The sequence below is a fragment of the Methanoculleus formosensis genome (assembly GCF_025384765.1).
GTDB classification, from domain to species: domain Archaea; phylum Halobacteriota; class Methanomicrobia; order Methanomicrobiales; family Methanoculleaceae; genus Methanoculleus; species Methanoculleus formosensis.
Genome location: NZ_VHLL01000001.1, coordinates 587386 through 611952, shown reverse-complemented (window position 1 = coordinate 611952; position 24567 = coordinate 587386). Strand labels below are relative to the sequence as shown.

Genomic DNA, 24567 nt, shown 5'->3' with positions numbered 1-24567 from the left:
ACTTTTTTCAGGGCTCATCCTTTCGGAAGTAGAGGAGCGCACCCACCCCCGCGACGACGAGGGCAAGCAGACCCGGGATGAGGTGCGCGTACGGGATCCCGGCAGCGGGTTCCGGGCCGGTATCGGTGGCGGCCGCCTCTGCCGCCCCGTCTTCGGGTGCCGCGGCAAAGAGCGCATACGCGCTGAGGTGCAGGACCTCGGCCTCGACACTCCGGGTTTCGGGGAGGACGGTGGTGGAAACCTCTTCCCAGGTGCCGATCGAGCGATTGTATTGCTGCACCACGAGGGCGCCCTCAACGCTGCCGTTCTGGAGATCGTCCCACTGATCTTTTGTGAAGTTGAACGCAAGCATCACCGCCGGAGAGAAGACGGCATCCTCCGGCCCGGCGATGCAGGCATACCCGGCAAACGTGTATATGCCGCCGGGCAGCGCGGGCATCTCGGCCGGATCGAGCACCGCGAGGGTCACCCCTGAGAGCGGATTACCGGTGGCATCGACCGCCATGAGGGTCATAGCGCCGTCAGCGGAACTGACCCTGGCGACCCGATCGGGGGCGCTTGGGGTGGAGGTCGGCGTGGCGGTGGGCTTTTGCGTGCTCCAGCCGGAGCCGGACGGGGCGAAGCCGCCGCCACCTCCTCCGCCACCGCCGCCACCGCCACCGCCGCCGATCGCCGACGCCGCTGTCTGAGTCGGGGTCGGGGTCACTGTCGCGGTCGGGGTCGCGTTAGCGGTCGGAGTTACACTCGGGGTGACGTTGACGGTCGGCGTTGGAGTTGGGGTTGGAGTCGGCGTTGGAGTCGGCGTTGGAGTCGGCGTCGCGGTCGGAGTCGGAGTTGGGGTAGGGGTCGGCGTCGGAGTCGGAGAATAGACGGTGACGTAGCCGTACTCCGTGTGCGTCGCGCTGGCTCCCGCGTTGTCACAGGTCAGGGAGACGTTGTAGACACCGGGACGATCGTAACGGTGGCGCGTATCCCGGTGTGCCGAACTATCCCCGTCACCGAAGTCCCAGAGCCAGGTCGTCGCGTAATCCGGTAAATCACCGTAAAAATAGACCGTGAGGGGTGCAGGCCCCGACAACGGCTCCCCCCGGAAGGAGATGACCGGCGGCTCAGGGAGGCTTACATGAATGAGATCGGTCTTCGTGACGGTGTCGGACCCGAACCCGTTGCTCACCGTGAGCGAGACGGTGTAGTCTCCCGGGATCTCGTAGAAGTGCCACGGATACTGCGAAGTCGAGGTGTTCCCGTCGCCGAAGTCCCATTCCCAGGTCTCCGGGTCGCCTGCCGACTGGTCGATGAACCGGACGTTGAGCGCCGCCCCTCCTTCGGTCGGGTCTGCCGAGAACGCCGCCACCGGGCCCCCTCCGCTGAAGTAGGCGAAGGCGTAGATGTCCGAAGCCTCGCCACGGCCCTCCTGCCAGACGACCCGATCGTTGCTGACGGCGGGGTAGAGCTGCTCGGTCGCGGACAGAATGACCTGCATCTGCTTATCCTCCCCTGCGGCGAGGTCGCAGACATAAACGTTCCAGGTCCCGTCCCGCTTGTCCTCCCAGGCGATGAGGTCTCCGTCGATCGAGGGAGAGACCTGCTCTTGGGGATCGTCGGTGATCCTCTGCTCTCCGGCACCGGGATTGTCGAGATCGAAGAGGTAGATGTCGGGAGCACTGTTCCGGTAATCCTCCCAGACGATCCGGCTCCCCGATATCGATGGGTAGGTCTGTCGCGCACCGTTAGTGGTGATCCGGCGCCGGTCTCCGTTCCAGATATCATACAGCCAGATATCGCCGGAGTTCTCCTCCCAGACGACGTACCGCTCCGAGAGCGCAGGTTTCCACTCGGTCACCGGCGAGCAGGAGAGGAAGGTCTCGCTGCCGGTCCCGATGTTGTAGAGGCAGATATCCGTGCTCCCGCCCCGGGCATCGTACCAGACCACATGCTCTCCGTGAACGACGGGCATCCACTGGTCGGCCGGGTCGTCGGTGAGCACCCTCGTCGCTCCGCCCGAGACCTCAAAGAGGCAGATATCCCGGCCCATGTTCAGGTTCTCCTCCCAGACGATGTAATCCCCCGAGACGGACGGGTACCTCTGCCCCGTTCCCCCGCCCGCAACCCTCCGGCCATCGCTGCCGGGGCCGCTCGAATAGTAGATCGACCCTCCGTTCCTGCCGTCCTCCCAGACGATCAGATCTCCGTCGATGTCGGGGTGCTCCTGGGACCCTCCTGCGATACAGACAGAAACGAAATCCCCCGGGGCCTTCTCCCCGGCCACGGCAGGCGATGCCAGCAGTCCGACGGCAATGACGATACAGAGAACAATCAGCGTATTATATTCAGCCATTCTTTATCACCGCGATGAGAACGCCCCCTTCGTCCCATACGATGGAGTCTGTACGCACGCCGGGAAAACGGGGTTCCCTCACGGGCGCACAAACGAATATCCTGCGGAATTTCGGCGATCGGCCAGGACTCCTCAGGGTAAGGGTTCGCGCGGTGCAGGATAGAACCACTAATATAAATATCTTACCATAAATGGAGGCGAGCGGAGAGTGGATGGCTTATTATTATTAAAAATGTGAAATATTATTCGCCGCGGGAACCGGCGCAGGATCACCGGCAGCGCGATCCCGCCGGAGCAGCGCCCTGAGGCGCTCAGGCCCCCGCAAGTTCACGGACCTTCGCGATATTCCCCGCATCACCCCGCTGCCCGTCAACCGGCGTCTCGCAGATGAGGGGGAGGCGGCGGATGGCCGGATGGTGGAGGATATGCCGGAACCCCTCCTCACCGATCGTCCCGAGCCCGATGTGCTCGTGCCGGTCAAGCCCGCTCCCGAGGTTTCCCTTGCAGTCGTTGAGATGGATGATCCGGAGATAGGAGAGACCGATCCGGTCGTTGAACTCCCCTAAGACCGCATCGACCCCTTCGGCCGTCCGGAGATCGTGGCCGGCGGCGAACGCATGGCAGGTATCGAAACAGATCCCGACCCTCCCTTCTGCATCAATGCCCTCCATGATCAGGGCGATGTCGCCGGCGGTGGACCCTACGCTGTTCTTCTCCCCGGCGGTGTTCTCGAGGAGGAGCATCACGTCGCCGTCCCCGGCATCCGCAAACGCCCGGTTGATGGCGGCAACGACCCGTTCCTGCCCCGCCGCCGTCCCGGCGCCGCGGTGGTGCCCGAGATGGGTCACGAGGTAGGGAATTCCGAGCATATCGCACCGCCGGAACTCCCCGGCGAGCGCCGCGACCGATTTCTCGTAGATCTCATCATCGGGCGAGGCCGGGTTCGGGAGGTAGGGCATGTGGTCGACGACCGGGCCGATGCCTGACGAACGTACCGCCGCCCTGAACGCCCCGGCTACGTCGGGGTCGAGGTCCTTTGCCTTCCAGCCGCGGGGATTCCTGGAAAATATCTGAAACGTGTCGCAGCCTGCGTCACAGGCCCGCCCGACCGCAAGGTCGATCGAGCCCGCGATGGAGACGTGGCATCCCACCAGCACCATGACGTATCCTTCGACGGGAAGCGGTTTAGGCCTTCCCCCGCCCGACCTCGCGGAGCACCGCCGCCCCGAACTCCCGGGTGCCGGCGGCCCCGCCGAGATCGGGTGTCCGGATGCCCGCGCCAAGCACCCGCCCGACGGCCTCCTCGACGACCGCCGCGGATGCGGGATCGCCGATGTGGGTAAGAAGCATCGCAGCACTCCTGATGGCCGCGACGGGGTTTGCAACATTCCTTCCGGCGATGTCGGGGGCGCTCCCGTGCACCGGCTCAAAGAGGGCGTGGCGGTCTCCTATGTTCGCGCTCGGGAGCATCCCGAGCCCCCCCACCAGGTAGGCGGCGGCGTCGGAGAGGATATCGCCGAAGATGTTGGTCGTCACGATCACGTCATAGCGGTCGGGGTGCATCAGGAGGTCGAGGCAGAGCGCGTCGATGTAACTCGTCCGGCAGGAAACCCCCGCCCGGGCGGCCTCCGCGGTGCAGATATCGACGAAGAGGCAGTCCGACTTCAGGACGTTCGCCTTGTTCCCCACGGTGAGGTGGCGACGGGACTTCGCGAGGGTGCAGGCGTAGCGGGCGATCCGCTCGCTCCCCCGCCGGGAGACGACCCGGACGGTGCAGGCACGGTCAGGCTCCGTCCACTCGATGCCGGAGTAGAGCCCTTCGGTGTTCTCCCGCACGATGACGACGTCGACCCCCTCCCCCCGGATCGGGCGGACGTTCGCGTAGAGGTCGAGAGCGTGGCGGATCTGCAGCATAACGCTCCGGTAGCCGGGGTCGGGCGGCGTCGTGACGGCGCCGAAGAGGATCGCGGCCGCTGAGCCGAGATCGGCGATCGTCTCATCGGTGCAGGCGCACCCGGTCCGCTCCCACCGCCCGTATCCCACCTCGACGTCGAAGAACTCGATATCGGGGCGCACGGCCGCGAGGATATCGCGGGCGACCGGGACGACCTCGCGGCCGATGCCGTCGCCTTCAACGACCGCTACCTTCACCATGCTCACTCCTCCACGCGGTTGCGACCTCTCGCGCCGCCGTCGCAATCTCCCACGACGACGCTCCCCAGTGGACCACCGCGCCGAAGAGTCCGTTCCGAAGCCCGATCCCCGCCCGCTCGCTCCTGCAGCACCGCGCGATGAACGGTTCGGCCGCCACCGTCTCGAGCGGGCAGATGTTCTCCACGGCGACCTCTTCGCCGCAGCACTCCCGCAGCAGTTCCCGTGCCGTCAGGCACCCCGCCACGCGGTCGCCGGGCCGGAACGGGTCCGAGTCGACGGTGCGGGGGAACCCGGCCGCCCGGCAGGGATAGACGTCGGCTTTGATCTCGCGGATGTCCCGGACGTGGTGCTCGAAGACGACCTCAAGGTCGCCGAAGATCCCGGTTCTCTCGAGGTCGCCGAGCGTGGACGAGAGGTGCGGTCGGGGAGGGGTGATGTCGTAGACGTGGATGCGGAGGAAGGCCGAGAGGTCCGGGTCGAGGACGAACGTGGTCTGCTCGCCGTGGCCGCAGAAGACGGTGCACCGGTACCCGGACCGCATCGCCTCCTGCACCAGGAATGTCCGGTCCTGAACGTTCACCCGGTCCGGGTAGCGGTAGACATCGTCACCGGAGGCGAGCACCCGGACAGAGAGGACGTCGCGGATCAGGCCGGTTCCGTTCGGGTCGGGCTCCACCTCGAGCACCTCGGTGCCGTTCGTGGTCTCGCGGACGAGGTAGCGCGAGAGGAAGTAGACCCGGTCTCCATACGGGGTGCCGGTCGCGGACCCGACAAACTTGCAGTGGGGCGGGAAGATCATCGCCACGACCTCCAGTAGGGAACCAGCCCTCCCGCCCGGAGGATGGCGACCATCTTCTCCGAGAGCGGGCGGGCGGGATACCGCTCCCCGTCCACCTCGATCCACCCGCCATCGAGGTCGAAGGCGACGCGGGCGCCGTCGGTGCAGGTGACGCTGGCCTCGATCACCGGGAGACCCACGTTGACGGCGTTCCGGAAGAATATCCGGGCGAACGACTCCGCGACGACCGCGACGACACCGGCCTCGCGGAGGGCGACGACCGCCTGTTCGCGGGACGACCCGCACCCCATGTTCCTCCCGGCGACGATGACCGAGCCGCGGATGCGGGCGGCGAGCGCCGGGTCGAGGTCCTCGAAGACGTGCTCCGCCCAGACCGAGCGGTTTTTCGTCCGGAGGTAGCGGCCGGCGATGATGAGGTCGGTATCGATGTCGCGCCCGAGACAGACCGCCGGTCCGGATCCCTGCATCACGCCACCTCCGGCACGGTGATCTCCCCCGCAAGGGCGCTCGCTGCGGCGGTGGAGGGCGACGCGAGGTAGACCTCGCCGCCGACACCCATCCGGTTCTTGAAGTTCCGGTTGGCGGTGGAAAGGCAGACCTCCCCCTCTCCGAGCACGCCCATGTGCGCTCCGAGGCACGGCCCGCAGCCCGGCGACCCGACCGTGCAGCCCGCATCCACGATATCGGCGAGGACGCCGGTGGCGATCGCCCGGGCGAGCACCGTCCGCGAGGCGGGGAATACCAGGGTGCGGACGGCCACCTTCTTCCCCCGGACGATACGGGCGAACCGGGCAAGGTCCTCGTAGCGGCCGTTCGTGCAGGTCCCGACGAAGACCTGGTCGAGGTGCGTCCCCGCGACCTCCTCCGCCTCCCGGACAGTGTCCACCCGGTGCGGGACCGCGACGAGCGGCACGATGTCGTCGAGGTTGATCGCGACCGTCCGTTCGTAGCAGCAGTCCTCCGGTGCCTGCGGCGATGCCGTAACCCCGTGCTCCGCGAGATGGCGGACGGTGACCGCATCGGCGTAGAACATTCCCGCCTTCGCTCCCGTCTCGACCGCCATGTTCGAGAGGGTCAGCCGTCCGTCCATGGAGATCGTCGCCGCCCCGTCGCCCACGAACTCCAGCGCCCGGTAGGTCGCCCCTTCCATCCCGAGTTCTGCGACGTAGGCGAGGGCGACGTCTTTTGGCTCCGCGGGGCTGGAGAGATGTCCCGTGAGGTTGACCGCGATCGTCTCCGGGACGCGGAACCACGTGGACCCCGACGCCCAGACCGCCGCCATATCAGTCGCGCCCACCCCGGTGGCGAACGCGCCGAGAGCACCGAGAGTGCAGGTATGGGAGTCGGCGCCGACGACGACCATCCCGGGCCGGACGACCCCTTCGCTCATCACCTGGTGGCAGATCCCCCCGCCGGCATCCGAGAGTTCTATCCCCGATACCCGGGCGTACTCCCGGAGCTCCGCCTGGAGCGTCGCGGTCGTCCCGGTGTTCGCCGGGACGATATGGTCGAAGACCAGGCGCAGGCGCTCAGGGTGGGGGAGGTGCTCCACCCCCATCTCCCGGAGCGCCTCCCGGGCGAGGACGCCGGTCCCGTCGTGGGCGAAGGCGATATCGACCTCGCGATCGACGTAACTCCCCGCCGGCGCGCCGAGGATCGCTTCAGAGAGCGTGCTCACTGGACGATCCCCTCCTTTGCCGCCCGCAGAAGGCCGCAGAGCACCTCGCGGGTGACGCTGCACTTCCCTTCGCTCTTCTGTTTGACCTGTTCGAGCACCCACCGCGCCTCGTCGTCGGAGAGGTCGAACCCGTAAGCCTTTGCGACGTGCTCGAGCGCCCGCCTCCCCGTATGCTTCCCGAGGACGAAACGCCGCTCGCCGCCCACCAGCTCCGGCGCGACATACTCGTAGGTCGAGGGGTCGCAGAGGATGGCGGCGATATGGATCCCGCTCTCGTGGGCGAAGGCGTTCTCGCCGACGATCGGCCGGGTGCGTTCGGGAAAGACGCCTGAAGCCCGGGCGACCAGCCGCGAGATCTCCTGCAGGCGGGTGAGGTCGTAACGGTCGACCCCGCCCTTCAGCCGCAGGGCGACGAGCACCTGTTCGAGCGCTGCGTTCCCTGCACGCTCCCCGATGCCGTTGACGGTGGTGTGGAGCTGGAACGCCCCCGCAGCCGCGGCCGTGACGGTGTTTGCCGCCGCAAGCCCGAGGTCGTTGTGGCAGTGGATGCAGAGCTGGTGGGGAGCCCCTTCAAGGATCTCCGAGACGACCGCGTGGGTCTCAAGCGGCGTGAGGCAGCCGACGGTATCGGCAAAACTGACGTAGTTCGCGCCGTGCTCCACGCCCCGGTTGTACATCTCGATGAGGAACGCGGGGTCCGTCCGTGAGGCGTCCTCGGCGGCGAACCGCACCTGGACGCCATGGTCGGCGGCGAACTCCACCATATCGAGGGCGCCGTCGAGCACCTCCTCGCGGGGTTTATGGTATTTGTGCCGGATGTGGAGGTCGGAGGTCGCGAAGAATATGCTGACCATATCCACGTCGCAGTCGAGCGCCGTCTCGATATCGGGCTTGAGCGCACGGGCGAGGCAGCAGACCCGGGCGGAGAGGCCGCTTCCGGCGATGGCCGCTACACATTCCTTCTCCGCTGCAGAGACCACGGGAAACCCGGCCTCGATCACCTCCACGCCGATCTCGTCGAGCGCGTGCGCGATCGTCATCTTCTCATCACGGGTGAACGAGACGCCGGGAGTCTGCTCCCCGTCTCGCAGCGTTACGTCACAGATCTCGATATGCCAGGGTTTCATGGGTCTCACCTTCAGGGCAGATGCCTTCGATCACCACCGTCCGGGGGCCTTCATCCGGGAGGACGAGGGCCCGGCGAAGCGCCGCGATGTCGTCTGCGGCGCAGACGACCGGGTTCGCCCAGGCGATGTAGCGAAGGATCTCGGGGACGGGGTGGCCGCCGGTCATCCCCATCCGGTTGTTCGCAAAGACGATACAGAGGAGCGGGAATTTGCGCTCGTAGACGTCGATGAGAGCGTTCAGGCCCGAATGCAGGAGCGCGTAGTCGCCGATGAGCGCGACGCCCGGCCCGGTCGCCCCCACGGCGATCGAGGAGCCGAGGCCGTAGGTGGCGATGCCGATGCGGTAGGGCGGGTTCATCGCGAGGATGGCGCACCCGGCGTCGCAGGCCGCCCGTAGGCCGCGTTCGCGGAGGAGGGCGAGCGCCGGATGGAACGGGCAGTTCCGGCAGAACGTCCGGTAATAGCCCCGGGTGGAGAACCGCTCCGGCTCCCCGGCGGGTTCGGGTGGGGCGAGCAGCCGGTGCTCCCGGAGGAAGGGGCGGCCGGTCTCATGGAGCGAGGCGAGCATCTCCGGGTCGGCCGGGGGCGGGTAGACGGTGACGATGCGGCCCTCTCTCCCGGAGAGCCGGTTGAGCGGCGATGACCGCGACCAGGCAAACATCGCGGCGGTTCGCAGGTCAGCGGCATGCGCCCGTCCGGCCATCGTGAGATCCGGGTCGGCGAGGCATCCCTCCCGGTCGCTCCGGTCAACGGGGGCGTCCGGCACATCCGCATCCAGGAGGTCGGGCGTCACCCTGACGATCGCGATGCGCGAGAACTCCTCCGAGGCCTCGAACGCCGCCTCAATGGCAGGGGCGAGCGTCTCGCCGTCCGGTTCCAGCACTGGAACCCGGGCCACCTCGCCGTAGTAGCGGGAGTCCTGCACGACGTCTGAAGCCGCTGCGCGGAGATCGTCGCCGACGACCACCACGACGCCCGACCGGAGGCCCTGGGCGGTGGCATGAACGAGCGGGTCGGCGCAAGCGTTGAGGCCGACGTGCTTGACGATCACGGCCGCCCGCCGCCCGGAGAGGGAGTCGCCGAGGGCATACTCGAGCGCCGTCTTTTCGTTGATGGTGTTCAAGGCCCCCGCCGAGGCGGCGAGGACCGATACCGGGTAGCCGGGAACGGCGTAGCAGCGGTCGGCCGACTGCCGGATCGCCCGGGAGAGCGCCTCGGTGCCCTTCATGCGTCCCTCCCGGGCGTAAGATCGCACCCGGTGCAGGCCGCACACATCGTCAGCGCCCGGCGGGGGTCGAGCCCCGCCCGGCGAAGGATCCTCCCCTGAATCTCGAAGAGCGCGAGCAGCCGTTCGGCGGCGGGGCGGGGGCGGTCGGCAAGAGACGCCACCGGGGTGAGCGGGCGGAGAACCGGGATGACCCCGAGCGCGGCGAGGTCTTCCATCAACCGCTCCAGATCGCCGTCGGTCTCCCCGAGGCCGACGATGACGTTCGAGTAGACCCTCCCCCGCCCGAAGAGCGCGACGGAGGACGAGAGCGATTCCCATATCCCGTCCCACGAGAGGCCGGGGCACATCTCGCGGAAGAGTTCGGGGGTCGCCGCCTCGATGTTGAACTTCACCTCTGCGACGCCGAGGGCGTGGAGCCGGGCGGGGGTTTCGGGCCCGGGGTAGATCGAGACCCCGATGGGAAGACCGAACGAGCGGAGCGCCGAGACGACCTCGAGGACGTATGCCTCCTCCTCCTCGATAGAGGAGGCGACGCCGCTCGTGATCGAGATGCCGTCGACCCGGTCGGCGACGCTCTCGACCATCCGGACGATCTCGTCGACTCCTTTCCGCCGTCCGGGGAGGTCCGGCACCGGGCAGTAGCGGCACCGGAAGATGCATGTCCCGCTGACCGTGATATAGGCCTGGCGGGGGCAGTGGAGGGCGGCGGGTTCGAGCCGGCCAACGACAGTTTCGCCGTCGACGATGAGGTCGGCCGCGCCGCCGCCCCGGTGGACGACCTCGATGGGGCTTCTTTTATCGATGCCGGCCCGGACACGCCGGGTGCCGACGGAGAAGAAGAGGGAGCCGGACGGACTTCCGGCCGAGGGGCCGGCCGCCGAACGGGATACGTATTCGTCCGCAGGCCCGCCGGCGAGGCGGACGGAGCCCACCTCAAGCACCCTGGCCTTCAGCCGCTTCCATTCCATAGCGCCAGCGCCTCCTCATACCGCGTGTAAAACGGGATCGCCGCCACCGCCCCGATCACGCCCCGGCCGTCCATGACGAGAGAGAGGCGATCGTCGGCGAGGGCGCTGAGATCGTCAACCGAGACCTCGCCCCGCTTCACGCGGCAGCCGAACTCTTCGAGCGGCGAGGGGTCGAACCCCCGCCAGACCGCCATCCCGGTCTCGACTGAGAGGGTGTACTCTTCGAGGAGATCGCGGTAGTTCCTGATCAGCTCCTCGGCATCGGAAGTGGCGAACTCGCAGGCGATGGCGACGCAGTTCTTGGTCCGGTAGGGGACAGGATAGAGCTGAACGATGGTGTGAGAGAGGTAGCGCGACCGGTCGTCCTCGACGGCGCGTGCGATGTTGTGCGCGAGCGTCCAGGTGGCGCCCTCTTCAGGGGTGTCGGTGTCGTCGATGCCGATGATCGCCCGTTCGCGGCGGGGAAGCCAGACGGTCGAGCCCGCGAGCCGTCCGCCGCCGGCAGGGTCGCTCACGCAGCGTATGACGCCGGCTGCCCCGGCGCGGCAGATGGATGCGCCCACGCCCCCGCCGCCGAGCCCCCGGTAGGTGACGGCGATCTCGTCGTCGTCGACCGCGACGCCGGCGATCCCTGCCGGAAAGACCGAGCCCGCGAGCGCGAGGTCGACGTTCCCGGTAGAGAGGAGGTAGCGGTTGGTCGCCCCAACGGTGCGGACGGAGCGGACGAGCGGGCTCTGTGCGTAGTGGCGCTTCACCCACATCGCGCCGCCGATGCAGTCGAAGAACTCGACGAGCTCCACCTGCCCGCCGCTCTTGTCGGCCACCGCCACGATCTGCGGATACCGTATCGTATACGGATCAGAGAGTCTCTCCATAGAGACCAGCCGCCTCAACGCCCTTGTTCCCCCAGAGAACGGCGCCCAGCGCCCCGATTCGCCCCTTCCGCCCGGTCGAGTCGATGAACCGGACGCCCATCCGGGCTGCCTCCGCCTCCGCGTCGTCGACCGTAAGGAGTTCGGTCTTGACCCGTTTCAGGTAAGGGGACTCCTCCGCGAACGCGATCCCCCGGTAGACGGCGATGCCGGTGTCGTTGCTGACCGCTCCCGACTCGACGAAGTCGCGGACGTACTCGAGGAGCTCGTCCACCTTCCCGGGGCGGACGGCGAAGTTCAGGGCGGAACCGACACAGTTGGTGGTCTTCTTCGGGACAGCGGGGTTCAGCTGCACGAGGCGCATGTCCAGGTACTCGACCCCGGGGATCGTGCAGGCCTCGGCGCACTTGAGCGCGAGCACCCAGGTGGCGCCCTCCTCGCGGGTGTCGGTGTCGTCGATCCCGATCGTCACCTTCTCATACAGCGGCGATACGATCCGGACCCGGCAGACCCGGGCGCCGCCGATCTTGAGATCGTCCTCGGTGGGATACTCGGCGCGAATGACGCCCGGTGCCTGCGGAAGGCAGGCGGCGACGCCGACGCCCGCCCCGGCGATCCCCGACCAGGTCGTCACCACCTCGTCTCCGACGACCTCGACTCCCTCGAGGGCCTGGCCCCCGATCTCCTTACCGGCAGCCCCGAAATTCGCGGGGGATACGCCCAGGCGGGCGAGCATCGTCATCGTCGTGCCCTCGACGTGGCAGGACTGGACGGCACCCTTTGCCCGCACCCGGTTCGCCGCGTCCCACTCGATCGTCCCCCTGGCCCGGCAATGCTCGCGGATCTCCGCAAGACCGGCGTTCTGGTCGACCATGGCAAGGAACTTCATCGAGAACAACGGGCCGAACCGGGCCCTGACCTCATCGGGCGTGAGCGTAATCATGATGTCACCGAAATTATCGTTAACAAGAATGTCGTTGATAACGATATTTAAGGAGATCGATCGGGCGGGAGCGGGGCGGCGGAGAACGGGCTCCGGCGGGGTGGCGAGAGGGGAAAGAAGTTATTCCACGCGGGTGAGCGACCCCGGGCGAGAGGGGTGGCTGAGAGGTACGCGGGGGTTGTTCACTTATAAGAAAGGAACGAGCGGGTGGCGATGGAAAAGCCCGTGCACTGGACCGTGGGGGTATCGCCACAGGGGGAGGCGGCTCGCGGGGAGGGGGGATGCTCCCCCCTCCCCTGTCTCCACCGCTTAAGGTCGTGTGTAACCCCCACCCCACCCGCGCTTCGCACTCCTCCCCCGCCCCTCGGGGCGGGGGCAGTCATGGCGATAGCCAATGGAAAGCCGTGTCCCGGAAGTGAGTTGTGATTCTGTTCTTTTTCGGGATCTCCCATACAGTGGACCGTGGTGACATCGCCACCGGGGGTGGGGCTGACGGGGAGGGGGCGTGCCCCCTCCCCTGCCTCTACTCCATCTTGTACGCGGATATCCGTGACCTCACTTGAAGACCTTCGGTCTTCTCAAACTCCAGACGTTCCGTCCGTCACACCCCACCCGGCCTTCGGCCTCCTCAATCGCACCTTCGGCGCTTTAACTCCTGCCCTTCTGCCAGTCGTTCCTCACCCCGAGGGGCGGGGCAGTCATGGCGATAGCCGGTGGGAAGCCGTGTCATTGGACAGGGGGAGCATGCAATTTTCGAATCGCTTCAAGAGGGTATCGCTTCGTCATCACAACGGGGACACCATCAACTACCAGGCCCATCGGTCCCGCCAACAGCACCAAACAGACGGCCCCCTCAAGAACCGCCACAAAAAAAAGAGATTTAGAGATACTCAGCCAGGACGTCCTTCAGGTCAAACTTGAACGGCCCGAGGCTGCCGCCGAAGTTCCCGGCGCTGATGAACTTCACGCCCGGCACCTTCGTCGCCGCCCGGATGCCCTCGGCCATCGCGACCCTGATCGAGTCCTCGTCGACACCGTCGATGACAATCTCGTAGATGGCCTTCACGCCCTCGGGAACCTTGCTGTCCTCGACCTTCTCCCGGAGGGTCGGACAGTAGGCCTCGTTCGTGCTTGCTCCCATGAACTTGTACTTCTTGCTCCCGACCTTCGAGCCGCTCGCGACGATGCCGCCGGGGAAGGACGTGATGACGCCGCAGACGCCGCTGATTGCGTCGACCGCAGCCTGGGCAGCCATAAGAGCAGCCATCTGGTTCTCGCCCATAATGAAGAAGTTCCCGCCCGCAACACCCTTGACGATGCCGAACTCCTCCTCGCCGATGTACTCGCCTTCCATGATCGGGATGGCCCAGACCGTCCTGCCGCCGACCTCGCGCTTCTCCTCGAAGCCGTCGCCGAAGAAGTGAAGCTTGACCGGGATCTTCTCGGGGACCTCGGCGACGACGTCCGAGAGACCGTCGAAGACCGCCGTCGTCGGGGCGGTGAGGACGCACTCGGCGAGCCGCTCAACGACCTGCTCCTTGAGCTTCTTCTTGCTCGCGCAGATCATGATCGCGTAGCCGGGACGGCCGTCGGGGGTCTCGTCGGGGGAGACGAAGCAGTCGATACCCGCCTCCGCCGGACACCCGATGGTCGAGGTGGCAAACCCTACGGCCTCCACTGCCGCCTTGTACGCCCACTCCTCGGTGACCGCGGTGATGATCGGCCGCGCCACCCAGGTCGGGAACGCCTCTGCATAGGTATCATCTATAGTAACGCCATTCAGTTCCATGGATAGAATACACCTCGTTTGCTACAGTGTCACAATATGGACAGAATAAGGTTTCTTTTTTACCCGGGCGTGTGCGACGGCCCGGCCCCCGGACGTCACGCGAAGAGACGGTGTGCAAGCAGCCGCAGATCCGTGCCGCCCGCCGAGAGGCCCATCACGGATGCGGCACGGGGCTGCGGGCACAGAAACGCAACCGGCTCCAGGAGACGATCGAAGGTTTCCGCATGAAGAGTGAAGAATCGAGGGATATAGAAACGGTCACCGCTCAAGCCGCGCAACCTACACCGGCGCCTCCCGATCACACGGATGGCCGACCGCGCCTCCCGGGGTAGCGCTCCTGCGCACCCTCACCGCTACCAGCCCCGATCGACCACCGTTTTTCACCAGAAATCCCGATTGAGTATTTAGGTCTTCTGATACGGCCATATGCCCCAAAACCCGCGTAACAGAGAGATTTCGAGCATCGGGCAGAGGTATCAACCAATTTGACATATAAAAATTGGTGGATAATCATAGTTCTGAAATATAAGGCTGCCGGATTTCAGAAAGTTTATGTATATTCTTTGACAATTCTTTTTATATCGATTTTTAATCGATCAGATCAGGTGCGTGATACCATGGCATTTGCATTGCACATCAATATGGAACGATGTACAGGCTGCAACAACTGCGTGGTGGCATGTCCGGTCGACGCTCTCGAGCTCCACACCGAGGAACCAGCAACCAAGGAGAAGATCTACATGGTCAAAGACGGCAAAGCCGTCATCCTTGATTTCAACTCGGAGCTCTGCGCCGGTTGCGGCGTATGCGTCCAGGCATGCCCCTATGGAGTCATTAAGCTTGCAGGACCGTGGGACAGCCGGGCCAAGGCCCGAAAAGCGGAAGCCTAGGAGTGATACAGAAATATGGCACTGTTTCCAAAGTATTCAAAAACGCGGGAAGGCCAGAACGTCATCATGGAGCAGCGGCTCCTGAAGGCGGTCAACAACCTGATCCTGAACGCCGAGACCTGTACGGGATGCGGCATCTGTGTCGATGCCTGCCCCGAAGAGGCGATTGTGCTCGGACCTGTCGGTGCGACACGCCGCGGGGCCATCGATTACGCTGAGCCCGTCGACGTCAACGCCGAGAAGTGTTCGTACTGTGGCGTTTGCGTCATCATGTGCCCCTTCAACGCGATGACACTCAAGGTCGACGGCGAGGAACGCCTCCCGATCCTTGAGAAGGAGGGGTTCCCCACCTACGACATGGTCACCGTAATCGACGAAGAGAAGTGCGACCGGTGCACCATCTGTGAAGAAGTCTGCCCGAGAGATGCCATCGACCGTGACGTCCCCGCATTCGAGGGCGGCGACGAGGCCGGCAGACCGCGCCAGACCGCAATCCAGACCAAGACAACGTTCACCGTCGACACCGAGAAGTGCGATGTCTGCGGCATCTGCGGCGAACTCTGTCCGAGCATCACCGTCGCACGCAAACCCGCGAACCCCGAGACCGGCAAGGTCGAAGGAGACGTCCTGTGGGAGGAGAGCACCTGCGACGGCTGTGTGATCTGCGTGGAGGCCTGCCCTCAGGATGCAATCACCCTCGAGCGCGAGATCATCGCCACCAAACTGCCCGGCAAGGTCGAGATCGAGCAGGACAACTGCTGCACCTGCACGTGGTGTGTCGAGTCCTGCCCGGAGGAGGCAATCACCGTCGAGAAGATCTTCGAGGGAGACATTGAGATCAACCCCGAGAAGTGCCCCGGCGGCTGCTCGACCTGTGTCGATGTCTGCCCCTGCAACGCGCTCTACCTGCCCACCCCCGTCCCGGCAAAGGAGATGAAGGGGCAGATTGAGCCGAACATCGCCATCAACAAGGACTTCTGTATCTTCTGCGGCGCCTGCGTCAACGCCTGCCCGAGCGAGGATGCGATCATCCTCCGGCGGACCGGTATCAGGATGCAGGATAAGGATACCGACCTCTTCAAGCAGATCAAGGCGAAGCTGCTCACCACGAGGACGTCGAAGGTACATGAGACCACTCCCGGAGAGGTCGAGATCAAGCATCTGCGCGAAGCAGAAAAGGCATGAGGGATAGTCAATGGCAGTAAAGAAAGACTACAAGGACCAGAAACTCGCTGAGAAACTTCGGGACCGGAAATACTACATTCCCGACAGCAACCCCGAGTTCCTCAAGGAAGTTGAGAAGATCGGGCAGACGCCCGCCCACATGTGCTACCAGTGCGGCACCTGCACCGGTTCGTGCCCCTCGGCACCCCGGAGTTCGTACCGTATCCGGCTGTTCATGCGCAAAGCCGTCCTCGGTCTCGAGGAAGAGGCCCTCACCGACCCGGACCTCTGGCTCTGCACCACCTGCTACAGCTGCACCGACCGGTGCCCCCGCGACCTCGCGCCGACCGACGCGATCATGGCGATGAGGAACCTGGCGTTCAAGCGGGACATCGTTCCGCGCAACTTCCTCCAGACCGTCCAGCTGATCTACAAGAGCGGGCACGGCGTCCCGAATAACGACGCAAACCGTGCAGCCAGGAAGAAGCTCGGACTCGATGAGGAACCTGAGACGACGCACAAGTACCCCGAGTACCTGCCCGGCATCCAGAAGATCCTCGACCACTACAAACTGAAAGAGAACGCAGACAGGATCCTCGCGGAGGGAGCGTGATATCATGAGCGGAAACAATCACCAGTACGCATTCTTCCTCGGATGCATCGCCCCGAACCGGTACCCCGGCATCGAGGCTGCGGCCATCCAGACCAGCAAGAATGTCGGCATCGACCTTCTGCCCCTGAAGGGAGCCAGCTGCTGCCCGGCACCGGGTGCGTTCGGGTCTATCGACTTAAACGTCTGGTATGCAATGGCGGCGAGAAACCTCGTGCTCGCTGAGCAGATGAAGATGGACATTGCCCTGGTCTGCAACGGGTGCTACAAGTCGATCTGGGAAGTCAACCACAAGTTGAAGCACAACGACGAACTCCGCGACGGAGTCAACGAGGTGCTCAAAGAGATCGACATGGAGTTCAAGGGGACCATCGACGTCTGGCACCTCGCCGAACTCTACTACGACCCCAAGGTCGTCGGCGTCAAGAAGATCGCAGACAGCGTCAAGCGCCCCCTGACCGGCTCGAAGGTCGCCGTCCACTACGGGTGCCACCTGATGAAGCCCGGAAAGGAGCGGCACTTCGGCGACACCGAGAACCCGATGTGGATGGAAGAACTCGTCGCTGCTCTCGGCGCCGAGCCAGTCCAGTACCGCAACAAGATGCAGTGCTGTGGTGCCGGCGGCGGTGTCCGTGGATACGATATCACGCACGCGCTCGACATCACGAACGAAAAACTGATCAACCTGCAGGAAGTGGGCGCTGATGCGCTGACCGAGGTCTGTCCGTTCTGCCAGCTCCAGTACGACAGAGGGCAGATCGAGATTCAGGACAAGTTCGGCGTCTCCTGGGGCCTCCCGGTCCTGCACTACAACGAACTCCTGGGACTTGCTCAGGGCATGAGCCCGGACGAGCTCGCACTCGACCTGCATGCCGTCGATGTTGAGCCGTTCCTGAAGAAGATCCTGTGAGGTGCAAATACATGGCAGAAGACAAGTATAAAGAGGCAAGGATCGGCGTTTTCCTGTGCCACTGTGGTACCAATATCGCAGGCACCATTGATATCGACGCAGTAAGGGAATACGCCAAAACGATTCCCAACGTCGTCGTCGTTGACAACTACGCGTATATGTGCTCGACCCCCGGGCAGAACAAGATCGCAGATGCCATCAAGGAGCAGAACCTGACCGGAATCGTCGTCGCGGCCTGTACACCCCGTCTGCACGAGCCCACGTTCCGTAACGCGACCGCGGCGGGCGGCCTGAACCCCTTCCGGTTCGAGATGGCGAACATCCGCGACCAGAACTCGTGGGTGCACATGCACCAGCCCGAGGAGGCCACCGAGAAGGCGAAGGATGCAGTCAGGATCGCCGTAGCAAAGGCGTCCCTGCTCGAAGACCTCATCCCGAAGAGCGTCCCCGTCGAGAAGACCGCGATGGTCGTCGGCGGTGGTGTCGGCGGCATGCAGGCAGCGCTCGACCTTGCGGACGCAGGCATCAAGACCTACCTCGTCGAGAAGAGCCCGACGATCGGCGGCAGGATGTCCCAGCTCGACAAGACCTTCCCGACGCTGGACTGCTCGCAGTGTATCCTGACCCCGAAGATGGTGGATGTCTACCGCAACAAGAACATCGAACTCCTCACCTACACCGAGGTCGAGGCGGTCGAGGGATACATCGGCAACTTCGACGTGACCCTCCGGAAGAAGGCGCGCGGCGTCCTCACCCCGGCCGAGGCGGAAGCCCGCGGCATCGTCGGCGGCGGCTGTACCGGCTGCGGCGACTGTGCCGAGGTCTGTCCGGTCATCAAGCCGAACCCCTTCGAACTCGGGATGGCGCCGAGAAAGGCGATCTACATCTACCACCCGCAGGTCTCCCCGCTGATCTACACCGTCGACTTCGACTCCTGTGTCAAGTGCGGTCTCTGTGTCGAGTCGTGCGGCGACAAGAAGGCAATCGACCTCGATGCGAAGGATGAGCTCATCACCGTCAAGGTCGGCACCGCCATCCTCGCCCTGGGATACGACATCTACCCCATCGAGAAGAAGTTCGAGTGGGGCTACAAGAACTACGACAACGTCATCACGTCGCTCGAGTTCGAGCGGCTGATCTGTGCGTCCGGCCCGACCGGCGGTCACCTCATCCGCCCGAGCGACGGCGAGACCCCGAAGCGGATCGCGTTCGTCCTCTGTGCAGGCTCCCGTGACAACACCGATACCGGCAAGCCCTACTGCTCGCGGTTCTGCTGTATGTACTCGCTCAAGCACGCCCACCAGATCATCGAGAAGATCCCCGGTGCGGTGCCCTACATCTTCTACATGGACATCCGGTCCTTCGGGAAGATGTACGAGGAGTTCTACTACCGCATCCAGAACGAGGGTGCGAAGTTCATCCGCGGCAGGGTGGCAAACATCACCGAAGACCCGGTGACAAAGAACCTTCACGTCAACGCGGAGGACACGCTCCTCGGCCGGCCGATCGACATGGAAGTCGACATGGTCGTGCTCGCGGCCGCGATCCAGCCCTCGGCCGAGACCGAGAAGACCCGGAGACTCTTCGGCGTCTCGTGTTCGCAGGATGGCTGGCTCCTTGAGGCTCACCCGAAGCTGAACCCGTGTGGAACCACCACGGCCGGTGTCTATCTTGCCGGTGTCTGTCAGGGACCGAAGGATATTCCTGATACGGTCGCCCAGGCAGAGGGTGCGGCATCCGCAGCATCCATCCCGATCCACAAGGGTGAGGTGGAACTCGAGCCCTACTTCGCTGTCTGTCTTGAGGACAAGTGCGCCGGATGCGGAATGTGTGTCTACCAGTGCCCCTACAGCGCCCTCTCGCTCGTCGAGAAGGATGGCCGCACGGTCATGCATGTCACCGAGGCCAAGTGCAAGGGTTGCGGCACCTGTGGCGGGTTCTGCCCCGGCGGTGCGATCTGGATGCAGCACTTTGCAAGCCCGCAGATCGTTGCGCAGATCGATGCGTTCCTCCTCGGAGGTGAACAGTAAATGGCAGACGAGAACTGGAAACCTAAGATCATCGCCATCATCTGCAACTGGTGTTCCTACGCCGGTGCAGATCTTGCCGGCGGCGCCCGCATTCAGTACCCGCCCGACATCCGTGCAGTCCGCGTGATGTGCACGGGCCGGGTCGACCCCCTCTTCATCCTGAAGGCATTCCAGGATGGGGCGGACGGCGTACTTGTCTCCGGGTGTCACTTCGGCGACTGCCACTACCTTGAGGGCAACTACAAGGCAGCCAAGAGGATGTTCCTCTTGAAGAGTGTCCTCAAGAACATCGGTCTCGACGACAAGCGTCTCAGAATGACCTTCGTCTCTGCATCAGAGGGTGCAAAGTGGGGGACGGTCATGACGGACGTCGTCAAGACCATCAACGAGCTCGGCCCAAGCCCGCTCACTGAAGTTGCCAGGTAATAATATAATAATCCAATAATTATGGACAGGGGATATATAACAATGGCAATCAGAGTCAACCTGATTACAGGTCGCACCATCCAGCAGGGGGTGTCAATGGAGGCGGGGAAGGAAAAACCCGCCTACACCACCGCCTGCGGGATCATCGAGCTTGACCCGACGGACTTTAAGAAACTGGGAGCGTACCGCAACACAAACGTACGCGTCACGAGCAGTTACGGCAGTGTCGTCGTCAAGGCAGTCGAGGCAACCCAGGGCCCTCACCCGGGTGTGGCATACATACCGATGGGGCCGTGGGCGAACATGGTGGTCAATCCGAACACCTACTCGACCGGCATGCCAACGTTTAAAGGCACACCTGTTGAGGTGGAAGTCGCCAAGAACGAACCGGTCTACAGTTCCCTGGAACTGGTTCGTAAGGCATGTAGGGGTGAACTAGCATGACAAAGACGGTTACTGACGTGATCTGCCCGTTCTGCGGCACGCTCTGCGACGATCTCGAGGTCGTCGTCAGCGATGACGGGAAAGAACTCCTCGAAGTCTACAACGCGTGCGCCATCGGTGCCGAGAAGTTCCTCCATTCTCAGGCGAAGGACCGTATCACCCGGCCCCGCATGCGCCAGGAAGACGGATCCTGGAAGGAGATCTCCTACGATGAGGCAGTCGATTACACGGCAAAGATGCTTGCCGATGCAAAGAAGCCCCTGATGTACGGCTGGAGTTCCACGAACTGTGAAGCCCAGTCCGTGGGCTCTGAGATCGGTGAGGCCGTCGGAGCGGTCATGGACAACACGGCGACCGTCTGCCACGGCACGTCGCTCATCGCGGTCCAGGACATCGGTATCCCGAGCTGCACGCTTGGCGAGGTGAAGAACCGTGCCGACCGGATCCTCTTCTGGGGATGCAACCCGGCGCACGCCCACCCGCGGCACATGTCCCGCTACTCGATCTTCCCCCGCGGATTCTTCACAGGGAAGGGCCATACCGGCCGGAAGGTGATCGTCATCGACCCGCGGCCCACCGACACCGCGAGCCTTGCAGACGTCCACCTGCAGGTCGAGCAGGGGCGCGACTACGAACTCCTCAGCGCATTCCGCATCGCGTTCAGGGGTGAGCAGCTCCCCGACGTCGTCGCCGGCATCCCGAAGGAGCAGATCTACGAGGCCGCCGAGACGCTCAAGAGCGGTCGGTTCGTGATCATCTTCTTCGGCATGGGTGTGACCCAGTCGCTCGGGAAGAACCACAACATCGACATCGCCATCGCGGTCACCCGTGACTTAAACGAGTACACGAAAGCGGCCATCATGCCGATGCGCGGGCACTACAACGTCACCGGCTCCGGCCAGGTCTGGGGCTGGCTGTACGGGTTCCCCTATGCGGTGGACCTCTCCCGCGGATTCGCCCGCTACAACCCCGGCGAGACGACCTCGAACGACCTGCTCCGCAGGGACGAGGTGGACGCCGTCTTCGTCCTCGGCAGCGACCCCGGCGCGCACTTCCCGTTCAGCTCGGTGAAGAAGATCTACGACCGCCCAGCAGTCGCGATCGACCCGCACGAGACCCCGACAACCGAGGTCTGCAATGTCCACGTCCCGGTCGCCTTCGTCGGCGTCGAGACGGGTGGGTGCGCATACCGGATGGACAACGTGCCGATTGAGACCAGGAAGGTTGTCGAACCCCCCGAGGGTATGATGACCGACGAAGAGTTCCTGAAACACGTCCTTGCGCGTATCAAGGAGATCAAGGGGGAATAACCGATGGCAGAATATCTTATCAAGAACGGGTTTGTCTTCGACCCGGTCCAGGGGATCAAGGGCGATAAGACCGACGTCGCCATCAAGGACGGCAAGATCGTCGCGACGACGGCTCTCAGCAGCCCGAAAGTCATCGATGCCGCCGGTAAGACCGTCATGGCCGGCGGTGTCGACGTCCACGCCCACGTCGCCGGCCCGAAGGTGAATGCCGGCCGGAATTTCCGCCCGGAGGACAAACTCTTCGGGTACAAAGCACAGACCGGTATCGAGCGGATGCAGGGAGGATTTTCCGTCCCGACGACGATCCGGACCGGCTACAACTACGCCCGCATGGGTTACACGACCGTGATGGAAGCGGCCATGCCGCCGCTCTACGCCCGGCACACCCACGAAGAGATGCGGGACACGCCGATCCTCGACCAGGGCGCCTACCCGGTCTTCGGGAACAACTGGTTCGTCCTCGAGTACCTGAAGAACCACGAGATCGAGAACGCCGCTGCCTACATCGCCTGGCTGCTTCGCGCCACGAAGGGATACGCGGTCAAGGTCGTCAACCCCGGCGGCACGGAAGCCTGGGCATGGGGCCTGAACTGTGACAACGTTCACGACCCGGTCCCCTACTTCGACATCACCCCGGCCCAGATCATCAAGGGCCTCATCGAGGCGAACGAGTACCTTGGTCTCCCGCACTCGATGCACATGCACGCGAACAACCTCGGGAACCCCGGCAACTACACGACGACGCTCGACTCGTTCAAACTCTCCGAGGGTATCAAGCCGAACAGCAAGTTCGGCCGCGACCAGGTGATGCACCACACCCACGTCCAGTTCCACTCCTACGGTGGCGACTCCTGGGCGAACGTGGAGTCGAAGGCCAAGGATATCATGGCCTACGTGAACTCGCACGACAACATCACCATCGACATGGGTCAGGTGACGCTCGACGAGACCACGACGATGACCGCCGACGGGCCGTTCGAGCACCACCTCACCGAGCTGAACCACCTGAAGTGGGCGAACACCGACGTGGAACTCGAGACCGGGTCCGGTGTCGTGCCCTACGTCTACAGCCCGAGCATCAAGGTCTGCGCCATCCAGTGGGCGATCGGTCTTGAACTCGCTCTGCTCGCGAACGATCCCATGCGGGTCTTCATGACCACCGACCACCCGAACGCCGGGCCGTTCATCCGCTACCCGCGGATCATGAAGTGGCTCATGAGCACTGAGGCGCGCGAGCAGCAGTTCGACGCCTTCAAGCACAAGGACAAGGTCATCGACGCGACCAACCTCGCCGGCATCGACCGCGAACTCGATCTCTACGAGATCGCGCAGATGACCCGCGCCGGCCCGGCAAAGGCGCTCGGCCTCGCACACATGTACGGCGGGCTTGCACCCGGCCTCGAGGCGGACGTTGCCATCTACGACTTCAACCCGAACGAGCCCTACGCGCCCGACGATATCGAGACGGCGTTCGGGAGCGCGGAGCATCTCTTCAAGACCGGTGTCCAGGTCGTCCGCGACCATGAGATTGCCAGCAACGGCAACAAGAGGACGCTCTGGGTGAACGCAAAGGTCAACGAGAACCCGCAGGTGATGCGCGATGTCAAGGAAAAGTTCCTCCGCTACTACACCGTCACCCTGAACAACTACGAGGTCACCGGGCACTACCTCCCGAACCCGTACGTCATCGAGGTCGATGCCACACAGTGAGGTGAGAGAAAATGGAAACCGTTACACTCACCATTAAGAATCAGCCCGAGCTCTTCCTCGAGGCAGAGACCATCGCACCCGATGCGTTCGCCGGGAAGAAGACCGAAGAGATCGCGGACCTCACCGTCTACGTCGGCCGCGAACGCCACCGGCTCGGAGATTTCTTCGAGATCTCCGGCAAGGCCGGGGCAACGCCTGAGGAGACGAAGATCGTCGTCAACGGCGACCTCTCCCGGGTCAAGTACATCGGCATGAAGATGACCGGCGGCGAGGTCGTCGTCAACGGCAACGCCGATATGTACGTCGGGGCATGGATGCAGGGCGGCAAGCTCACGGTGAACGGGAACGTCGACGCCTTTGCCGGAACAGGCATGAAGGACGGCGAACTCATCATCAAAGGCAATGCCGGCAACTACCTCGGCGCCGCCTACCGCGGCGACTGGCGCGGCATGCAGGGCGGCAAGATCGTCGTCACCGGCAATGCCGGAAGCGATATCGGCACCTTCATGAACGGCGGCGAGATCGTCGTCGGCGGCGATGCCGATGTCCATGTCGCCACCCATGCCGAAGGCGGGAAGATCGTCATCAAGGGCAACGCGAAGAGCCGCGTTGGAGGCCAGATGGTGGAAGGCGAGATCTACGTCCTCGGCAGCATCGACGTGATGATGCCCGGGTTCGTATACCGCGAGGATGTCGACGTCGATATGGACGGCATCAAGGGCCGGTTTGCCCTCTACGAGGGCGACCTCGGGGAGCGCCACCGGAAACGAAAGGGTCAGACGATCTACGCTAAACTCTACCAGCGAATCGAGGCCTGAACCCCCTCTTTTTTCTACACCGCATATTCCCGATACCGATCGTCGGAGAGCGGACGCGGACGGGATAAAAAAGGTAACACGAAATAACAATATTTAGCTATTTTTATGTTACGGCGGGGGAAGCACGATATGTATACAATTCTCTGCAATCGACAATATCCTACCAGATATTTAATATCGGGCCTGCGATATATATTAGATCAGAGACATAAATAGCAATGCTTATATCATCAGAGAAGGTTACTATCTTTTTGTCCCAAGAGGACGTGCAGTAGTCACCAGCAGCCACAGTCAGCGATACTTTTAGCGTTCACTTCACATTCCCGGATAGTATGCACTTAAAGAGGGTAATGGAGGAA

At 63.9% G+C, this 24567-nt stretch carries 22 protein-coding genes; 10 read left to right on the top strand and 12 right to left on the bottom strand.

Translation table 11 applies throughout. From position 1 onward, the window contains the following. Positions 1-7: 7 nt before the first annotated feature. The 12 genes from FKB36_RS03235 to fhcD all read right to left on the bottom strand — a co-directional run bounded on the left by FKB36_RS03235 (position 8) and on the right by fhcD (position 13896). Entirely contained in the window at positions 8-2338 is a 2331-nt protein-coding gene (locus FKB36_RS03235) for a PKD domain-containing protein (RefSeq protein WP_261596584.1), read from the bottom strand. Positions 2339-2649: 311 nt separating this feature from the next. Beyond that, positions 2650-3498 (bottom strand): deoxyribonuclease IV, encoded by an 849-nt coding sequence (locus FKB36_RS03230; protein ID WP_261596583.1) that lies wholly within the window; start codon positions 3496-3498, stop codon positions 2650-2652. Between the two features lie 25 nt (positions 3499-3523). Then, positions 3524-4492 carry an isocitrate/isopropylmalate dehydrogenase family protein gene (locus FKB36_RS03225; RefSeq protein ID WP_261596582.1) on the bottom strand — a complete coding sequence of 323 codons (969 nt, stop codon included), beginning with the start codon at positions 4490-4492 and terminating at the stop codon, positions 3524-3526. After that, positions 4470-5291, bottom strand: a complete 822-nt coding sequence (locus FKB36_RS03220; RefSeq protein ID WP_261596581.1) for a DUF7714 family protein — start codon at positions 5289-5291, stop codon at positions 4470-4472. The genes FKB36_RS03225 and FKB36_RS03220 overlap by 23 nt, the downstream gene beginning before the upstream one ends. Beyond that, a complete protein-coding gene (locus FKB36_RS03215; protein WP_261596580.1) occupies positions 5288-5758 on the bottom strand; it encodes a LeuD/DmdB family oxidoreductase small subunit in 471 nt (156 codons plus the stop codon). The genes FKB36_RS03220 and FKB36_RS03215 overlap by 4 nt, the downstream gene beginning before the upstream one ends. Further along, a complete protein-coding gene (locus FKB36_RS03210) occupies positions 5758-6969 on the bottom strand; it encodes an aconitase/3-isopropylmalate dehydratase large subunit family protein (RefSeq protein ID WP_261596579.1) in 1212 nt (403 codons plus the stop codon). The genes FKB36_RS03215 and FKB36_RS03210 overlap by 1 nt, the downstream gene beginning before the upstream one ends. Then, positions 6966-8096, bottom strand: coding sequence for a homocitrate synthase family protein (locus FKB36_RS03205; protein WP_261596578.1), 1131 nt, complete (start codon positions 8094-8096; stop codon positions 6966-6968). The genes FKB36_RS03210 and FKB36_RS03205 overlap by 4 nt, the downstream gene beginning before the upstream one ends. Continuing rightward, a complete protein-coding gene (locus FKB36_RS03200) occupies positions 8068-9324 on the bottom strand; it encodes a thiamine pyrophosphate-dependent enzyme (RefSeq protein ID WP_261596577.1) in 1257 nt (418 codons plus the stop codon). Before FKB36_RS03200 ends, FKB36_RS03205 begins: the two co-directional genes overlap by 29 nt. After that, positions 9321-10292: a radical SAM protein gene (locus FKB36_RS03195; RefSeq protein WP_261596576.1), complete on the bottom strand. Its 972-nt coding sequence runs from the start codon at positions 10290-10292 to the stop codon at positions 9321-9323. Before FKB36_RS03195 ends, FKB36_RS03200 begins: the two co-directional genes overlap by 4 nt. Beyond that, positions 10274-11167: a methanogenesis marker protein 11 gene (gene mmp11, locus FKB36_RS03190; protein WP_261596575.1), complete on the bottom strand. Its 894-nt coding sequence runs from the start codon at positions 11165-11167 to the stop codon at positions 10274-10276. Before mmp11 ends, FKB36_RS03195 begins: the two co-directional genes overlap by 19 nt. Continuing rightward, the gene (locus FKB36_RS03185; RefSeq protein WP_261596574.1) at positions 11151-12107 is read right to left on the bottom strand and encodes a tRNA(Ile)(2)-agmatinylcytidine synthase; all 957 of its coding nucleotides are present in this window, start codon (positions 12105-12107) and stop codon (positions 11151-11153) included. Before FKB36_RS03185 ends, mmp11 begins: the two co-directional genes overlap by 17 nt. A gap of 880 nt (positions 12108-12987) precedes the next feature. Beyond that, positions 12988-13896, bottom strand: a complete 909-nt coding sequence (gene fhcD, locus FKB36_RS03180) for a formylmethanofuran--tetrahydromethanopterin N-formyltransferase (protein WP_261596573.1) — start codon at positions 13894-13896, stop codon at positions 12988-12990. A gap of 617 nt (positions 13897-14513) precedes the next feature. Between fhcD and FKB36_RS03175 the strand changes: the two genes are divergently transcribed. From FKB36_RS03175 to FKB36_RS03130, 10 genes are read left to right on the top strand one after another with little or no spacing between them, the layout of a single operon-like run. After that, positions 14514-14786: an indolepyruvate ferredoxin oxidoreductase subunit alpha gene (locus FKB36_RS03175; RefSeq protein ID WP_261596572.1), complete on the top strand. Its 273-nt coding sequence runs from the start codon at positions 14514-14516 to the stop codon at positions 14784-14786. Between the two features lie 15 nt (positions 14787-14801). Next, complete coding sequence (locus FKB36_RS03170) at positions 14802-15971, top strand: 4Fe-4S binding protein (protein ID WP_261596571.1); 1170 nt, start codon at positions 14802-14804, stop codon at positions 15969-15971. A 10-nt stretch (positions 15972-15981) separates the two neighbouring features. Beyond that, a complete protein-coding gene (gene hdrC, locus FKB36_RS03165) occupies positions 15982-16563 on the top strand; it encodes a CoB--CoM heterodisulfide reductase subunit C (RefSeq protein WP_261596570.1) in 582 nt (193 codons plus the stop codon). A gap of 4 nt (positions 16564-16567) precedes the next feature. Next, positions 16568-17470 (top strand): CoB--CoM heterodisulfide reductase subunit B, encoded by a 903-nt coding sequence (gene hdrB / locus FKB36_RS03160; RefSeq protein WP_261596569.1) that lies wholly within the window; start codon positions 16568-16570, stop codon positions 17468-17470. A gap of 11 nt (positions 17471-17481) precedes the next feature. After that, entirely contained in the window at positions 17482-19500 is a 2019-nt protein-coding gene (locus FKB36_RS03155) for a CoB--CoM heterodisulfide reductase iron-sulfur subunit A family protein (RefSeq protein ID WP_261596568.1), read from the top strand. Further along, positions 19501-19926 carry a hydrogenase iron-sulfur subunit gene (locus FKB36_RS03150; RefSeq protein ID WP_261596567.1) on the top strand — a complete coding sequence of 142 codons (426 nt, stop codon included), beginning with the start codon at positions 19501-19503 and terminating at the stop codon, positions 19924-19926. Positions 19927-19968: 42 nt separating this feature from the next. Then, positions 19969-20370: a molybdopterin dinucleotide binding domain-containing protein gene (locus FKB36_RS03145; RefSeq protein ID WP_261596566.1), complete on the top strand. Its 402-nt coding sequence runs from the start codon at positions 19969-19971 to the stop codon at positions 20368-20370. Continuing rightward, positions 20367-21680 carry a formylmethanofuran dehydrogenase subunit B gene (locus FKB36_RS03140; protein ID WP_261596565.1) on the top strand — a complete coding sequence of 438 codons (1314 nt, stop codon included), beginning with the start codon at positions 20367-20369 and terminating at the stop codon, positions 21678-21680. Before FKB36_RS03145 ends, FKB36_RS03140 begins: the two co-directional genes overlap by 4 nt. A 3-nt stretch (positions 21681-21683) precedes the next feature. Beyond that, entirely contained in the window at positions 21684-23390 is a 1707-nt protein-coding gene (locus FKB36_RS03135) for a formylmethanofuran dehydrogenase subunit A (RefSeq protein WP_261596564.1), read from the top strand. An 11-nt stretch (positions 23391-23401) separates the two neighbouring features. Further along, on the top strand, positions 23402-24208 hold the full coding sequence (locus FKB36_RS03130; RefSeq protein WP_261596563.1) for a formylmethanofuran dehydrogenase subunit C: 807 nt from the start codon (positions 23402-23404) through the stop codon (positions 24206-24208). Positions 24209-24567 lie beyond the last annotated feature (359 nt).

Coding starts and splice junctions, on each gene's coding strand:
- FKB36_RS03235 (WP_261596584.1), bottom strand. CDS start 2,338: ATGGCTGAATATAATACGCTGATTGTTCTCTGTATCGTCATTGCCGTC.
- FKB36_RS03230 (WP_261596583.1), bottom strand. CDS start 3,498: ATGGTGCTGGTGGGATGCCACGTCTCCATCGCGGGCTCGATCGACCTT.
- FKB36_RS03225 (WP_261596582.1), bottom strand. CDS start 4,492: ATGGTGAAGGTAGCGGTCGTTGAAGGCGACGGCATCGGCCGCGAGGTC.
- FKB36_RS03220 (WP_261596581.1), bottom strand. CDS start 5,291: ATGATCTTCCCGCCCCACTGCAAGTTTGTCGGGTCCGCGACCGGCACC.
- FKB36_RS03215 (WP_261596580.1), bottom strand. CDS start 5,758: ATGCAGGGATCCGGACCGGCGGTCTGTCTCGGGCGCGACATCGATACC.
- FKB36_RS03205 (WP_261596578.1), bottom strand. CDS start 8,096: ATGAAACCCTGGCATATCGAGATCTGTGACGTAACGCTGCGAGACGGG.
- FKB36_RS03200 (WP_261596577.1), bottom strand. CDS start 9,324: ATGAAGGGCACCGAGGCGCTCTCCCGGGCGATCCGGCAGTCGGCCGAC.
- FKB36_RS03195 (WP_261596576.1), bottom strand. CDS start 10,292: ATGGAATGGAAGCGGCTGAAGGCCAGGGTGCTTGAGGTGGGCTCCGTC.
- mmp11 (WP_261596575.1), bottom strand. CDS start 11,167: ATGGAGAGACTCTCTGATCCGTATACGATACGGTATCCGCAGATCGTG.
- FKB36_RS03185 (WP_261596574.1), bottom strand. CDS start 12,107: ATGATTACGCTCACGCCCGATGAGGTCAGGGCCCGGTTCGGCCCGTTG.
- fhcD (WP_261596573.1), bottom strand. CDS start 13,896: ATGGAACTGAATGGCGTTACTATAGATGATACCTATGCAGAGGCGTTC.
- FKB36_RS03175 (WP_261596572.1), top strand. CDS start 14,514: ATGGCATTTGCATTGCACATCAATATGGAACGATGTACAGGCTGCAAC.
- FKB36_RS03170 (WP_261596571.1), top strand. CDS start 14,802: ATGGCACTGTTTCCAAAGTATTCAAAAACGCGGGAAGGCCAGAACGTC.
- hdrC (WP_261596570.1), top strand. CDS start 15,982: ATGGCAGTAAAGAAAGACTACAAGGACCAGAAACTCGCTGAGAAACTT.
- hdrB (WP_261596569.1), top strand. CDS start 16,568: ATGAGCGGAAACAATCACCAGTACGCATTCTTCCTCGGATGCATCGCC.
- FKB36_RS03155 (WP_261596568.1), top strand. CDS start 17,482: ATGGCAGAAGACAAGTATAAAGAGGCAAGGATCGGCGTTTTCCTGTGC.
- FKB36_RS03150 (WP_261596567.1), top strand. CDS start 19,501: ATGGCAGACGAGAACTGGAAACCTAAGATCATCGCCATCATCTGCAAC.
- FKB36_RS03145 (WP_261596566.1), top strand. CDS start 19,969: ATGGCAATCAGAGTCAACCTGATTACAGGTCGCACCATCCAGCAGGGG.
- FKB36_RS03140 (WP_261596565.1), top strand. CDS start 20,367: ATGACAAAGACGGTTACTGACGTGATCTGCCCGTTCTGCGGCACGCTC.
- FKB36_RS03135 (WP_261596564.1), top strand. CDS start 21,684: ATGGCAGAATATCTTATCAAGAACGGGTTTGTCTTCGACCCGGTCCAG.
- FKB36_RS03130 (WP_261596563.1), top strand. CDS start 23,402: ATGGAAACCGTTACACTCACCATTAAGAATCAGCCCGAGCTCTTCCTC.